Origin of the sequence: Streptomyces sp. NPDC007164 (genome assembly GCF_040634135.1) — a bacterium.
In the GTDB taxonomy this organism is placed as follows: domain Bacteria; phylum Actinomycetota; class Actinomycetes; order Streptomycetales; family Streptomycetaceae; genus Streptomyces; species Streptomyces sanglieri.
This window is the reverse complement of sequence record NZ_JBEYFB010000052.1, coordinates 28,578-41,951: the sequence shown is the minus strand read 5'-3', so window position 1 is coordinate 41,951 and position 13,374 is coordinate 28,578. Positions and strand designations below refer to the sequence as shown.

At 68.6% G+C, this 13,374-nt stretch carries 15 protein-coding genes; 1 reads left to right on the top strand and 14 read right to left on the bottom strand.

All coding sequences use genetic code 11. The features are described 5' to 3' along the window. A partial coding sequence (locus ABZ622_RS35955; protein WP_360550604.1) for a glycosyl hydrolase family 18 protein occupies positions 1–249 on the top strand: 249 nt, incomplete at its 5' end. Positions 250–393: 144 nt separating this feature from the next. Here the strand turns inward: ABZ622_RS35955 and ABZ622_RS35950 are convergent. The 14 genes from ABZ622_RS35950 to ABZ622_RS35885 all read right to left on the bottom strand — a co-directional run bounded on the left by ABZ622_RS35950 (position 394) and on the right by ABZ622_RS35885 (position 13,352). Continuing rightward, on the bottom strand, positions 394–840 hold the full coding sequence (locus ABZ622_RS35950) for a DUF2550 domain-containing protein (RefSeq protein ID WP_360550606.1): 447 nt from the start codon (positions 838–840) through the stop codon (positions 394–396). 141 nt (positions 841–981) lie between these two features. After that, entirely contained in the window at positions 982–1,356 is a 375-nt protein-coding gene (locus ABZ622_RS35945) for a F0F1 ATP synthase subunit epsilon (RefSeq protein ID WP_148839239.1), read from the bottom strand. Positions 1,357–1,466: 110 nt separating this feature from the next. Beyond that, a complete protein-coding gene (gene atpD / locus ABZ622_RS35940; protein WP_360550603.1) occupies positions 1,467–2,909 on the bottom strand; it encodes a F0F1 ATP synthase subunit beta in 1,443 nt (480 codons plus the stop codon). Continuing rightward, positions 2,909–3,823 (bottom strand): F0F1 ATP synthase subunit gamma, encoded by a 915-nt coding sequence (locus ABZ622_RS35935; protein ID WP_360550602.1) that lies wholly within the window; start codon positions 3,821–3,823, stop codon positions 2,909–2,911. The genes atpD and ABZ622_RS35935 overlap by 1 nt, the downstream gene beginning before the upstream one ends. A gap of 3 nt (positions 3,824–3,826) precedes the next feature. Further along, on the bottom strand, positions 3,827–5,398 hold the full coding sequence (atpA, locus tag ABZ622_RS35930) for a F0F1 ATP synthase subunit alpha (RefSeq protein ID WP_360550601.1): 1,572 nt from the start codon (positions 5,396–5,398) through the stop codon (positions 3,827–3,829). Between the two features lie 138 nt (positions 5,399–5,536). Then, positions 5,537–6,352, bottom strand: a complete 816-nt coding sequence (locus ABZ622_RS35925; RefSeq protein WP_360550600.1) for a F0F1 ATP synthase subunit delta — start codon at positions 6,350–6,352, stop codon at positions 5,537–5,539. Further along, positions 6,349–6,897 carry a F0F1 ATP synthase subunit B gene (locus ABZ622_RS35920; protein ID WP_259931890.1) on the bottom strand — a complete coding sequence of 183 codons (549 nt, stop codon included), beginning with the start codon at positions 6,895–6,897 and terminating at the stop codon, positions 6,349–6,351. Before ABZ622_RS35920 ends, ABZ622_RS35925 begins: the two co-directional genes overlap by 4 nt. A gap of 38 nt (positions 6,898–6,935) precedes the next feature. Beyond that, positions 6,936–7,163, bottom strand: coding sequence for an ATP synthase F0 subunit C (atpE, locus tag ABZ622_RS35915; protein ID WP_030386954.1), 228 nt, complete (start codon positions 7,161–7,163; stop codon positions 6,936–6,938). A 72-nt stretch (positions 7,164–7,235) separates the two neighbouring features. After that, on the bottom strand, positions 7,236–8,072 hold the full coding sequence (gene atpB / locus ABZ622_RS35910) for a F0F1 ATP synthase subunit A (protein WP_360550605.1): 837 nt from the start codon (positions 8,070–8,072) through the stop codon (positions 7,236–7,238). A gap of 210 nt (positions 8,073–8,282) precedes the next feature. Further along, entirely contained in the window at positions 8,283–8,720 is a 438-nt protein-coding gene (locus tag ABZ622_RS35905) for a hypothetical protein (protein WP_360550598.1), read from the bottom strand. A 264-nt stretch (positions 8,721–8,984) separates the two neighbouring features. After that, positions 8,985–10,370: an MraY family glycosyltransferase gene (locus ABZ622_RS35900; RefSeq protein WP_360550596.1), complete on the bottom strand. Its 1,386-nt coding sequence runs from the start codon at positions 10,368–10,370 to the stop codon at positions 8,985–8,987. A 119-nt stretch (positions 10,371–10,489) separates the two neighbouring features. Next, entirely contained in the window at positions 10,490–11,755 is a 1,266-nt protein-coding gene (glyA, locus tag ABZ622_RS35895; protein ID WP_360550594.1) for a serine hydroxymethyltransferase, read from the bottom strand. A 311-nt stretch (positions 11,756–12,066) separates the two neighbouring features. Next, positions 12,067–12,708, bottom strand: a complete 642-nt coding sequence (locus tag ABZ622_RS35890) for a protein-tyrosine-phosphatase (protein WP_360550592.1) — start codon at positions 12,706–12,708, stop codon at positions 12,067–12,069. After that, a complete protein-coding gene (locus ABZ622_RS35885) occupies positions 12,705–13,352 on the bottom strand; it encodes an L-threonylcarbamoyladenylate synthase (RefSeq protein ID WP_360550590.1) in 648 nt (215 codons plus the stop codon). The genes ABZ622_RS35890 and ABZ622_RS35885 overlap by 4 nt, the downstream gene beginning before the upstream one ends. Positions 13,353–13,374 lie beyond the last annotated feature (22 nt).

Below are 13,374 nucleotides of genomic sequence, written 5' to 3'. Positions count from 1 at the left end.
GGCACCTACGAGGCCGGCATCGAGGACTACAAGGTCCTCAAGACCAGCTGCCCCGCCACCGGCACCGTCGCCGGCACCGCGTACGCCCACTGCGGCACCAACTGGTGGAGCTACGACACCCCCGCCACCATCTCCACCAAGATGACCTGGGCCAAGGGCCAGGGCCTGGGAGGCGCGTTCTTCTGGGAGTTCAGCGGTGACACCGCCAACGGTGAACTCGTCGGCGCCATCAACAGCGGTCTGAAGTAACCCCCACGGTCTGACCGAGCCGCACGGTCCGGAGCCCCCCACCAGCACCGTGCGGCACCCCGGAAAGCAACCGGGGAGACGGGTCCGCCCCCCGTCTCCCCGGTTTTCCCTTTGCCCAGGACCGACCGGCAACTGCCGGTCGGTCTAAGCCACGTTGACCCGCTGGCCGGGCGGCGCCGCCTCCAGCCAGGCGAGGAATCCGGTCAGCGCGTCGTCGCTCATGGCCAGCTCCAGGCGGGTCTCCCCGTGGAGACAGCCGAGCACCACGGCGTCGGAGAGCAGCGCCAGCTCCTCCTCGCCCTCGGGGAGCCGCCGGGCGACCACCTCGATCGCGGAACGCTCCAGGACCCGGCGGGGTCGAGGAGCGTAGGAGAAGACCCGGAACCAGTTGATCCGGTCCCCGCTGTACCGGGCGACTCCGTACACCCAGCCCTTGCCCGACAGATCGGGCTCCTCGGACACGTTCCAGCGCAGGCTGCAGTCGAAGGTCCCGCCGGAGCGCTGAATCAGCCGCCGGCGCAGACCGAAGACGAAGAGTCCAATCAAAACCAGTGCGACGACCAGCCCGCCCACCCACAGCGCGAGGAACATCTCCACCGACCTCCTCGCGTCGTCGAGTAACGGATACCGCCAGAACTACAACCGCACCTGCATCGCCTCAGCCGCGACACGGTCTGGAGGGGTCTCCAGCTCGGGCCGCGGCTGAGGGTAAAGCTACGTGGTCGCGGGGCGCTAGCGCACCGCCACCGCACGCAGTCGCACTTCGGCGCGCCGCTCGGAGGCAGCGTCCGTGTCCGACTTCGCGCGCTCCAGCGCACGCTCGGCGCGCTGGACATCGATCTCGTCCGCCAGCTCCGCGATCTCGGCGAGCAGCGAGAGCTTGTCGTCCGCGAACGAGATGAAACCGCCGTGCACAGCGGCGACCACGGTCCGGCCGTCGCTCGTACGGATCGTCACCGGGCCCGATTCCAGCACACCCAGAAGCGGCTGGTGACCGGGCATGACGCCGATGTCGCCGGACGTGGTGCGCGCGACGACCAGGGTGGCCTCGCCGGACCAGACACTGCGGTCCGCGGCGACCAGCTCGACGTGCAGCTCAGCAGCCAAGGGTGGCTCCTCGGGTCACCACCCGGCCGTTCGAGCCGGGTGTTGGGTCAATTCTACGGGGCGTGGTGAGGGGGGCGGGACACACCCACCCCCCTCGGTGAGCCAGGGGCTCAGGAGACGCCGAGCTCCTTGGCGTTGGCCTTCAGGTCCTCGATGCCACCGCACATGAAGAACGCCTGCTCGGGGAAGTGGTCGTACTCGCCGTCGCAGATCGCGTTGAACGCGGCGATCGACTCGTCGAGCGGCACGTCCGAACCGTCCACGCCGGTGAACTGCTTGGCGACGTGGGTGTTCTGCGACAGGAAGCGCTCGACACGACGGGCACGGTGGACAACGAGCTTGTCCTCCTCGCCCAGCTCGTCGATACCGAGGATCGCGATGATGTCCTGGAGGTCCTTGTACTTCTGGAGGATCCCCTTGACACGCATGGCGGCCGAGTAGTGGTCCGCCGCGATGTAGCGGGGGTCCAGGATGCGGGACGTGGAGTCCAGCGGGTCCACGGCCGGGTAGATGCCCTTCTCGGAGATCGGACGGGAGAGAACCGTCGTCGCGTCGAGGTGGGCGAACGTGGTGGCCGGGGCCGGGTCGGTCAGGTCGTCCGCGGGGACGTAGATCGCCTGCATCGAGGTGATCGAGTGTCCACGGGTCGACGTGATGCGCTCCTGCAGCAGACCCATCTCGTCGGCCAGGTTCGGCTGGTAACCCACCGCGGACGGCATACGGCCGAGCAGGGTGGACACCTCGGAGCCGGCCTGGGTGTACCGGAAGATGTTGTCGATGAAGAAGAGCACGTCCTGCTTCTGCACATCGCGGAAGTACTCCGCCATGGTCAGACCGGCCAGCGCGACGCGCAGACGCGTGCCCGGCGGCTCGTCCATCTGACCGAAGACGAGCGCCGTCTTGTCGATGACGCCCGAGTCGGCCATTTCCTCGATGAGGTCGTTGCCCTCACGGGTGCGCTCACCGACACCGGCGAACACCGACACACCGTCGTGGTTGTTGGCCACGCGGTAGATCATTTCCTGGATCAGAACGGTCTTGCCGACACCGGCACCACCGAACAGACCGATCTTTCCACCCTTGACGTACGGGGTGAGCAGGTCGATGACCTTGACGCCGGTCTCGAACATCTCGGTCTTGGACTCGAGCTGGTCGAAGTTGGGCGCCTTGCGGTGGATCGGCCAGCGCTCGGTGACCTCGGCGTTCGCCTCGGGCTTGTTCAGGATCTCGCCGAGGGTGTTGAACACCTTGCCCTTGGTGATGTCACCGACGGGGACCGTGATGCCGGTGCCCGTGTCGGTCACCGCGGCCTGGCGGACCAGACCGTCGGTGGGCTGCATCGAGATCGCGCGGACCACGCCGTCGCCAAGGTGCTGGGCGACTTCGAGGGTCAGCGTCTTGAGCTTGCCGTCCTCGGCCGGGTCGGCCACCTCGACGGTCAGCGCGTTGTAGATCTCCGGCATCGCGTCGACGGGGAACTCCACGTCGACGACCGGGCCGATGACCCGGGCGACGCGGCCCGTGGCAACGGCCGTCTCAACTGTGGTCGTCATTACTTGTCACTCCCCGCGGTCGCGTCGGCCAGCGCACTGGCACCACCGACGATCTCGCTGATTTCCTGGGTGATTTCGGCCTGGCGGGCCGCGTTGGCAAGCCGGGAGAGCGTCTTGATGAGCTCACCGGCGTTGTCGGTGGCCGACTTCATCGCGCGGCGGCGGGCAGCGTGCTCGGAAGCAGCGGCCTGCAGCAGCGCGTTGTAGATCCGGCTCTCGACGTACCGCGGAAGCAGGGCGTCGAGGACGTCCTCCGCCGACGGCTCGAAGTCGAACAGCGGCAGGATCTCGCCCTTGCCGTCCTCGTCCTTCGTGGCATCGAGACTGAGCGGCAGCATCCGGTCGTCGACCGGGTTCTGCGTCATCATCGACACGAACTCCGTGAAGACGATGTGCAGCTCGTCCACGCCGCCCTCGGCGGTCTCCTGGGTGACCGCCTCGATCAGCGGGGCCGCGGCCCGCTTCGCATCCGCGTACGTCGGGCTGTCGGTGAAGCCGGTCCACGAGTCCGCGAGCTTGCGCTCACGGAAGCCGTAGTAGGCGACACCCTTGCGGCCGATCACATAGGTGACGACCTCCTTGCCCTCGCCCCGGAGCCGCTCGGTCAGCTTCTCCGCGGCCTTGATGGCGTTGGAGGAGTAACCGCCGGCCAGACCGCGGTCGCTCGTGATGAGCAGGATCGCGGCCCGTGCCGGGGTCTCGGCCTCGGTGGTCAGCGGGTGCTTGGTGGTGGAGCCGCCCGCCACCGCGGTCACCGCACGGGTGAGCTCGGTCGCGTACGGCGTCGACGCCGCCACCTGGCGCTGCGCCTTGACGATGCGCGAGGCGGCGATCATCTCCATCGCCTTGGTGATCTTCTTCGTGGCGGTGACGGAGCGAATGCGGCGCTTGTAAACGCGAAGCTGAGCGCCCATCGATCAGCCCTCGCCCAGGAGCTTGCCGTCCGAGGTCTCGAACTGCTGCTTGAAGGCGGCGACCGCGTCGGCGACCGACTGCAGCGTGTCGTCGGACATCTTGGCGCCCTCGGCGATGCTGGTCAGGAGGTCCTTGCGCTCACGGCGCAGGTACTCCAGCAGCTCGCTCTCGAAGCGACGGATGTCCTCGACCGGGACGTCGTCCATCTTGCCGGTGGTGCCGGCCCAGACCGAGACGACCTGCTCCTCGACCGGAAGCGGGGAGTACTGCGGCTGCTTCAGCAGCTCGACCATGCGCTTACCGCGCTCCAGCGACGCCTTCGAGGCCGCGTCCAGGTCGGAACCGAAGGCGGCGAACGCCTCCAGCTCGCGGTACTGGGCGAGGTCGACACGGAGACGGCCGGAGACCTGGCGCATCGCCTTGTGCTGGGCGGAACCACCGACACGCGAGACCGAGATACCGACGTTCAGGGCCGGACGCTGGCCGGCGTTGAACAGGTCGGACTCCAGGAAGCACTGGCCGTCGGTGATGGAGATGACGTTGGTCGGGATGAACGCCGACACGTCGTTCGCCTTGGTCTCGACGATCGGGAGGCCCGTCATCGAACCGGCACCCATGTCGTCGGAGAGCTTCGCGCAGCGCTCCAGCAGACGCGAGTGGAGGTAGAAGACGTCGCCCGGGTAGGCCTCACGGCCCGGCGGACGGCGCAGCAGAAGCGACACGGCGCGGTAGGCGTCGGCCTGCTTCGAGAGGTCGTCGAAGATGATCAGGACGTGCTTGCCCTGGTACATCCAGTGCTGGCCGATGGCCGAACCGGTGTACGGCGCCAGGTACTTGAAGCCGGCCGGGTCGGACGCCGGGGCGGCGACGATGGTCGTGTACTCGAGCGCGCCGGCCTCTTCGAGGGCACCGCGCACGGAGGCGATGGTGGAGCCCTTCTGACCGATGGCGACGTAGATGCAGCGCACCTGCTTGTTCACGTCGCCCGTGCGCCAGTTGTCGCGCTGGTTGATGATCGTGTCGACGGCCAGAGCGGTCTTACCCGTCTGACGGTCACCAATGATCAGCTGACGCTGGCCGCGGCCGATCGGCACCATGGCGTCGACGGCCTTGTAGCCGGTCTGCATCGGCTCGTGCACCGACTTACGGACCATGACGCCAGGGGCCTGCAGCTCGAGGGCGCGGCGGCTGTCGGTCGCGATCTCGCCGAGACCGTCGATCGGGTTGCCGAGCGGGTCGACGACGCGGCCGAGGTAACCCTCGCCGACGCCGACGGAGAGCACCTCACCGGTGCGCTGCACCGGCTGGCCCTCTTCGATGCCGCTGAACTCGCCGAGGACGATCGCACCGATCTCGCGCTCCTCAAGGTTGAGGGCGAGACCGAGGGTGCCGTCCTCGAACTTCAGCAGCTCGTTCGCCATGGCCGAGGGAAGACCCTCGACCTTCGCGATGCCGTCGCCGGCAACGCTGACCGTACCGACCTCCTCGCGCGAGGCCGCGTCCGGCTTGTACGACTGGACAAAGTTCTCCAGCGCGTCCCGGATCTCCTCCGGCCGGATCGTGAGCTCCGCCATCTGGGTTCCCTGCTCTCCTTGTTGGGCCCGAAGTTTCTTAAGGGGGTCTGGGGGCCGACCCCCAGGAATCTTCTGCAATTTCTGCACGGCCCAACCGGGCCGCTGGTCTTGCTCTGTTCTGTTGCTGCGCTGCGCCGGTCAGCCGGCCATGCGTCGGGTCGCCTCTTCGAGGCGCTCCGAGATGGTGCCGTTGATGACCTCGTCACCGACCCGCACCGCGATCCCGCCGAGGACCGTGGGGTCCACATCGAGGTTCAGGTGCATCGGACGGCCGTAGATCTTCGCCAGCGCGGCGCCGAGGCGCTGCTTCTGCCGATCGCTGAGCGGCACCGCCGAGATGACCACGGCGACCATGCGCTCCCGGCGTTCCGCGGCCAGCTTGGAGAGGGACTCCAGTCCCTCTTCCAGGCTACGTCCACGCGGCTGGGTGACAAGCCGCGTGACGAGGCGCTCGGTGGCGGGCCGCGCCTTGCCGCCGAGCAGGCTGCGCAGCAGCTGCCCCTTGGCGGCCGCGGACGCGGACCGGTTGGTGAGCGCGGCGCGCAGCGCCTTGTCGGAGGCGACGATCCGGCCGAACCGGAACAGCTCGTCCTCGACGTCGTCGAGGTCTCCGCTGCGCTGGGCGGCGGTGAGGTCTGCGATGTTCGCCAGTTCCTCGGTCGAGTCGACCAGGTCGCGCGACTGCGACCAGCGGGAGCGGACCATGCCGGAGATCAGGTCGACGGTCTCGCCGCCCACCTGGCCACGCAGCAGCCGTCCGGCCAGCTCCGCCCGGGCCTCGCCGGCCTGCGACGGGTCGGTCAGGACCCGCCGCAGTGAGACCTCGCGCTGGAGCAGCGCCGTCACGGCGGCCAGCTCCTCGGCGAGCTTCGCCGCGTCGACCGACGTGTTGTCGGTCAGCGCGTCGAGCGACTCACGTGCGGCGGCCAGTGCCTCGCGGCTCGCGCCGTTCATCGGACAGCCTCGGCCTTCGCCTCGAGCTCGTCGAGGAAACGGTCGACGGTGCCGCTCTGCCGGGCGTGGTCCTCAAGGGACTCGCCGACGAGCTTGCCGGCCAGGTCGGTGGCGAGCTTGCCCACGTCCTGACGCAGCGCAGAGGCCGCGGCCTTGCGGTCGGCCTCGATCTGGGCGTGGCCGGCAGCGATGATCTCTTCGCGCTGCCGCTGGCCTTCCGCCCGCATCTCCTGCAGGATCACAGCGCCCTGCTCCTGCGCCTCCTGGCGCAGGCGCGCGGCCTCGTGACGGGCCTCGGCGAGCTGAGCCTTGTACTGCTCAAGAACGCTCTGGGCCTCGGTCTGGGCCGCATCGGCCTTTTCGATACCGCCTTCGATGGCCTCGCGGCGCTCTTCCAGAACCTTGTTGATGTTCGGGAGGAGCTTCTTGGCGAGGAAGCCGAAGACGATGACGAAGGCGATCAGACCGATGACGAGCTCAGGGATCGGCGGAATGAGGGGGTTCTCCACCTCGGCTTCGGCCGCGAGCTGAACCAGGGGGTTCACATCAGTGCCTTTCGTCGGAACGGACTAGTCGCGGTTCGTCAGCTGTAGACGAACGGCATGACCAGACCGATGAGGGCGAGCGCCTCACAGAAGGCGAAGCCGAGAATCTGGTTGGCGCGGATCAGGCCGGCAGCCTCGGGCTGACGGGCGAGAGCCTGGGTGCCGTTACCGAAGATGATGCCGACGCCGACGCCGGGGCCGATGGCGGCCAGGCCGTAACCGACAGAGCTGAGGGAACCGGTGACGGCGGCAAGGGTCTGGGACATGCCAGTTCTTCCTTCTCTTTCACGGACCGGTGGGGGTTGGCCACCGGACGACTGGGGGGTGGGGAGGCGCGATCAGTGGTGTTCGGCGACAGCGCCCTGGATGAAGCTGCACGCCAGGAGCACGAAGACGTACGCCTGAACAGCCTGGATGAAGAGCTCGAAGGCCGTCATCACGATGACCATCACGAACGAGACGCCCGCGTAGGCGATACCGATGCCGTTGAGCAGGTACCAGCTGGCGATGGTGAAGAGCAGCAGCAGCGTGTGACCGGCGAACATGTTCGCGAAGAGTCGGACCGCGTGCGTGAAGGGCCGGACCACGACGTTCGAGAAGAACTCGATGACCATGACCATCGGGAGCACCGGGCCGAGCGACTTGTCGTAGCCCGTCAGGTTCTTGAAGCCGCCGACGAAGCCGTGGCGCTTGAAGGTGATGCTCATCCAGAGGACGTAGACGATCAGGGCCAGCCCGGCCGGGTAGGCAATGACCGACGTCACCGGGAACTGGGCGAGCGGGATGATCGACCAGAGGTTCATCATCCACACGAAGAAGAAGATGGAGACCATCAGCGGGACGTACTTCTCGCCCTCGCGCTTGCCGAGCGTCTCGTAGACGATTCCCCGGCGGACGAAGTCGTAGCCGGCCTCGGCGACCATCTGCAGCTTGCCCGGAACGACCTTCGGCTTACGGAAGGCGGCCCAGAAGAAGCCAACGATGATGACCGTACCGAGGAGCGCCAGCAGCATCGTCTTGTTGAAGTAGACGTTGCTGTCCGCGTCACCGAAGATCGGCTCGAACAGGAAAGAGTGCAAGCCGGGACCCGGGAAACCACAACCGGAGAAGATGTGGCAATCGGTCTCGAAGGCGAGCACCTGTGTCGGGTCAGCACTCACCGCGGGCTCCTTCAGCGTGGCGCATAGGTACGGCAACCTCGTTGTGTCGGCGCGGCGCGCAGCCGCGGTTCGGCACTGGACTGGTGTTACGGATGTGTGAGCGGCAGTCAGGCATTGAGCCTCGCGATCGAGCAGGCGTCAGCTCACATGCCCGCGCCCGCAGTGCCGCAGTTGGAACCGGACGATAGCAGGGTCTTGAACCTGCACTTATCCCGCCCCTACCCTTCACGACTTCGAGCCCGTGTTCTTGGGCTTTTCCGCCTTGTCGGACTCGGGTTCGACGTAAAGGATCTTGGCCTTCATGTGTGCACGGGTCTGTGCGCCGATCCACACGAGGGTCATCGCGACCAGGGTGATCGCGAACGCCTTCGGGTTGAACATCGTCGTGTTCTTGAAGGCGGCAACAAAGATGAACAACAGAAGAAGCTGAGCCGTATACAGCATCAGCCCCATCGCCTGGAACAGGTGGGGCAAGGACCGCGCGGTCCGCTGCAGGACCAGCAGGCCGATTCCCATGAAGAGGATCACCACGATCGTCGCAACACCCGCGCCGAGGGCTCCCTTGCCGCCCGCGACACCAGCGCTGACGGCAACGGCGACAGCGCCGGCGGCAGCGGTGGGTACGGCGGCTTGAAGGAGAGTCCGGACGTCGTTGGACGGCATGGCGGCAGCTCCGCTTGCAGGGGGTGGGCAGTGTGTCGTCATGGACGAGCGTAGGTGCCCGGTCCGAGTCGATGCCTCGGGCCAATGGACCGTGCTACTCAGGTCCTTCGGCTCTGTCACCGGGCTTCGTGAACGGTATCACAAACTATTTGATGAGGTCTTTACCAAGAAAGTGTGCTTACAGTCACACGTGAGAGTGAATTCGCGCATGTGAGCAAGACAACTCAATTGCTTGTCTGGTATTGCCCCTTGGTGCCCGAATTCTCAACGTGCGGATTCGGCCCTGTCTCTGTCCGAAAAACGCGAACGAGGGCCGATCGCAGTCGCCCCGTTGACGCCGGAGACTCCCACGACCACCGGAGTGCGCTCCTGCGACTCGGGCCCCTTCCGTCCCATCGGGGCTTCCAGGGGCCCCTGTTGGGCCCCGGCCTCCGCCGAGGACTCCGCCCCGGGTGTCCCGCCCTTGCCCCGGTGCCGGCGGTAGCGGGGCGGTACGAAGCGTTCCGCCCAGTAAGGGGCCCGCGGGGTGAAGCGGGGCATCAGCAGCAGTACGAGGCCGATCGTGCTCATCCCCATGATCACCAGCACGATCCACAGGGACGTCGAGTGCACCGAGTAGCCCACCGCGCCGAAGGCGATCAGAGCCGACCAGAAATACATGATCAGCACGGACCTGCTGTGCGAGTGGCCGATCTCCAGCAGCCGGTGGTGCAGATGGCCGCGGTCCGCGGCGAACGGCGACTGGCCGTTCCAGGTCCGCCGCACGATCGCCAGCACCAGGTCGGCGGCCGGGATCGCGATGATCGTCAGCGGCAGCAGCAGCGGGATGAAGACGGGCAGCATCGCGTGGGTGACCTCGCGTTCGCTGCCCGCGAAGAGCTTCATCGTGTCCGGGTCGACCCGGCCCGTCACGGAGATCGCGCCGGCCGCGAGGACCAGCCCGATCAGCATCGAACCCGAGTCGCCCATGAAGATCCGCGCGGGATGCATGTTGTGCGGCAGGAAGCCCAGGCACATCCCCATCAGGATCACCGCGAAGAGCGTCGCCGGGGCCGCCGCCTCGATCATGTGCCCGTACCAGAGCCGGTACGTGTACAGGAAGAACGCGGCGGCGGCGATGCACACCATGCCCGCCGCGAGGCCGTCCAGACCGTCGACGAAGTTGACCGCGTTGATGGTGATGACGACCAGGGCGACCGTGAGCAGCGTGCCCTGCCACTGGGTGAGCGCGACGGTGCCGACGCCGGGGATCGGCAGCCACAGGATCGTCAGACCCTGGATGACCATGACCGCGGCGGCGATCATCTGCCCGCCGAGCTTGATCAGGGCGTCGATCTCGAACTTGTCGTCCAGCACGCCGATCAGCCAGATCAGCGCCGCGCCGGAGAGCAGCGCCCGCGGCTCGGTGGAGAGTTGGAAGACCCAGTCGAGGTTGTGGAGATGGGCCGCGACGATCAGTCCGGCGCACAGCCCGCCGAACATGGCGATGCCACCGAGCCTCGGTGTCGGTTCTCGGTGGACGTCACGCGCACGGATCGCGGGCATCGCCCCGATCGCGATGGCGAACTTACGCACCGGACCGGTCAGCAGATAGGTCACCGCGGCCGTGACACAGAGCGTCAGCAGGTAATCACGCACGGGCTGCCCCATAGATTTCGCCGGCCATCTCAGCCCACACCTTAAACCGTCCGGCAATCACTGACGGTCGCGCTGCACGGGCCTCATGACCGAGGACACAGCGAGCGGGCCGATCGGTTCCACACGGTCGTCTACCCCGGATAGGGCGGATACCGCTCCGCCAGCTCCCGGACCTCGGCCCGGACGTCGCCCCCCGCGCGCACCGCCGTCCCGAAGAGCACCGCCAGCCTGGCCATGTCCGCGTCATCCATGCCCTGGGTGGTGACGGCCGCGGTGCCGAGCCGGATGCCCCGGGCGTCCCCGTACGGCAGCGCGCAGGTGTCGAGCACCACGCCCGCCGCCGCCAGCCGGGCGCGGGCGGCCGGCCCGTCGACGCCCAGCGGGGCCGGGTCCGCGACGATCAGGTGGGTGTCCGTGCCGCCCGTGGTGACCTCGAAGCCCTCCGCCTCCAGACCGGCCGCCAGCACCCGGGCATGGGCCACCACCCGATGTGCGTACGTGGTGAACGCCGGGGTGGACGCCTCGCCGAACGCGACGGCCTTCGCGGCGACCGTGTGCATCTGCGCACCGCCCTGGGTGAAGGGGAAGACCGCCCGGTCGATCCGCTCCGCCAGCTCCGCGCCGCACAGGATCATCCCGCCGCGCGGCCCGCGCAGCACCTTGTGGGTGGTCGCGCAGACCACATCGGCGTACGGCACCGGGCTCGGCGCCGCTTCCCCGGCGATCAGCCCCATCGGGTGCGCGGAGTCGGCGATGAGATACGCGCCCACCTCGTCGGCGATCTCCCGGAACAGCTCGTGGTCGGGATGGCGGGGGTACGAGATCGAGCCGCTCACGATCGCCTTCGGGCGGTGGGCGCGGGCCAGGGCACGCACCTGCTCGTAGTCGATCAGACCGCTCTCCGGGTCCACCCCGTACCCGACGAACTCGAACCAGCGGCCGGAGAAGTTGGCGGGCGAACCATGGGTGAGGTGTCCCCCGTACGGGAGACCCATCGCCAGCACCGTGTCGCCGGGGCGCAGCAGCGCTGCGTAGGTGGCGAGGACCGCGGAGGAGCCGGAGTGCGCCTGGACGTTGGCGTGCTCGGCGCCGAAGAGCGAGGTGGCGCGGCGGCAGGCGATGCGTTCGGCGGCGTCGGCCTGCTCGCAGCCGCCGTGGTGGCGGGCGCCGGGATAGCCCTCGGCGTACTTGTTGGCGAGCGGTGAGCCGAGGGCGGCGAGCACCGCGGGCGAGGTGAAGTTCTCGGCGGCGGTCAGCTGCAGGGTGCTGGACTGGCGGTGCAGCTCCCCCAGCAGCACGGCGGCGATCTCCGGGTCCTCCCGGCGCAGGGCCTCGAAGTCCTGCGGCAGGGCGGCCCCGGGGGCGGAGGGCGGTGCGGCTGGAGTGGTGACCGGCATCGATGGGCTCCGGACCTGGGGAGGGGTGCGCTGGCGTCGGATCCAATGTAGGCCCGCGACGGGCCTCCTGCCCGCTGTACGGCGCCGTCGTGCACCCATTGGGCCCTCCCCTGCCCGGGCGGTGCGTACGCCCGTCAGAGTGGCGCGGACGGTGCGCCCGCCAGTGCTCCACGGGTACGCCCGCGCGGTGACGACCGGGTCGAGGGCCTGGTTGAGCCCCGTTCCCGACGCGTCCCTCGCACCGCTCGGCCCCGGGGGGCCTCCCGGGCTTCGGCGCGCTGCGCCGGCCTCCGGCCGTCGGGGCCGCGCCCTCAGTGGTGGGTGGTGATGCCCGTGAGCGCGGTGACGACCGGGTCGAGGGCCTGGTTGATCTCGTCGCCGATGGAGCGGAAGAACGTGATCGGGGCGCCGTACGGGTCGTACACCTCGTCCGCCTCGGCGGTGGGGGCCAGCAGCCAGCCGCGCAGCGCGGCCGCGGCGCGGACCAGTGCGCGGGCGCGCTCGACGACGCCCTCGTCCCGCGCGTCGGGCAGCGTGGCGGGGTCTATCGCCCGGACCAGCCGGGTGAATTCCTTGAGGGTGAACGTGCGCAGGCCGGCCGAGTGACCCATCGAGATCACCTGCGCGCGGTGGTCGCGGGTGGCGGTGAGCACCAGGTCGGCGCGGATCACGTGCTCGTCGAGCAGTTCCCGGCCGACGAAGCCGGTGGTGTCGGCGCCGAAGTCGGCGAGGACGGTCTCGGCGTTGGCCTCCATGGGGGCGCCCTCGTGGCCCCAGGTGCCCGCGCTCTCCACGATCAGTCCGCCGCTGAGCGGATCGCCGAGGCGGTCCACCAGGGCATGGCGGGTCAGCCGCTCGGTGATGGGCGAGCGGCAGACGTTGCCGGTGCTGACGTGGAGGATGCGGAAAGTGTCGGCCCGCCCCGCTATGCCACGCCCCTCAGGGGCGGTCAATTGGCCACCTCGAGGTCGGGTACCACCTTGCGGAGCTCCTCGGCGGAGAGCGCGCCGGCCCGCAGCAGCACCGGGACCTTGCCGGTCACGTCGACGATCGACGAGGGCACGATGCCGGGCGTCGGGCCGCCGTCCAGGTACACGGAGATGGAGTCGCCGAGCATCTCCTGGGCGGCGTCGCAGTCCTCGGGAGCCGGGTGGCCGGTGAGGTTGGCGCTGGAGACGGCCATCGGGCCGACCTCCGTGAGCAGTTCGATGGCGACCGGGTGCAGCGGCATACGGATGGCGACGGTGCCGCGGGTGTCCCCGAGGTCCCACTGGAGCGACGGCTGGTGCTTGGCGACGAGCGTGAGGGCGCCGGGCCAGAAGGCGTCGACGAGCTCCCAGGCCTGCTCGGAGAAGTCGGTGACCAGGCCGTGCAGGGTGTTCGGGGAGCCGATCAGGACAGGGCTCGGCATGTTGCGGCCGCGGCCCTTGGCCTCCAGCAGGTCGCCGACGCCCTCGGCGCTGAAGGCGTCGGCACCGATGCCGTACACGGTGTCGGTGGGCAGCACGACCAGTTCGCCGCGGCGGACGGCAGACGCGGCCTCACGCAGACCCGTCGTACGGTCGGTCGCGTCGTTGCAGTCGTATCGCCGTGCCATCAGCCGGCCTCCTCAAGCGTGT

Excerpts from the sequence above, each read along its gene's own strand:
- glyA (WP_360550594.1), bottom strand. The coding sequence starts at position 11,755 with ATGCCGGTCACCACTCCAGCCGCACCGCCCTCCGCCCCCGGGGCCGCC.
- atpA (WP_360550601.1), bottom strand. The coding sequence starts at position 5,398 with ATGGCGGAGCTCACGATCCGGCCGGAGGAGATCCGGGACGCGCTGGAG.
- ABZ622_RS35950 (WP_360550606.1), bottom strand. The coding sequence starts at position 840 with ATGTTCCTCGCGCTGTGGGTGGGCGGGCTGGTCGTCGCACTGGTTTTG.
- ABZ622_RS35885 (WP_360550590.1), bottom strand. The coding sequence starts at position 13,352 with ATGGCACGGCGATACGACTGCAACGACGCGACCGACCGTACGACGGGT.
- ABZ622_RS35925 (WP_360550600.1), bottom strand. The coding sequence starts at position 6,352 with ATGAACGGCGCGAGCCGCGAGGCACTGGCCGCCGCACGTGAGTCGCTC.
- ABZ622_RS35905 (WP_360550598.1), bottom strand. The coding sequence starts at position 8,720 with ATGCCGTCCAACGACGTCCGGACTCTCCTTCAAGCCGCCGTACCCACC.
- ABZ622_RS35900 (WP_360550596.1), bottom strand. The coding sequence starts at position 10,370 with ATGGGGCAGCCCGTGCGTGATTACCTGCTGACGCTCTGTGTCACGGCC.
- ABZ622_RS35935 (WP_360550602.1), bottom strand. The coding sequence starts at position 3,823 with ATGGGCGCTCAGCTTCGCGTTTACAAGCGCCGCATTCGCTCCGTCACC.
- atpE (WP_030386954.1), bottom strand. The coding sequence starts at position 7,163 with ATGTCCCAGACCCTTGCCGCCGTCACCGGTTCCCTCAGCTCTGTCGGT.
- atpD (WP_360550603.1), bottom strand. The coding sequence starts at position 2,909 with ATGACGACCACAGTTGAGACGGCCGTTGCCACGGGCCGCGTCGCCCGG.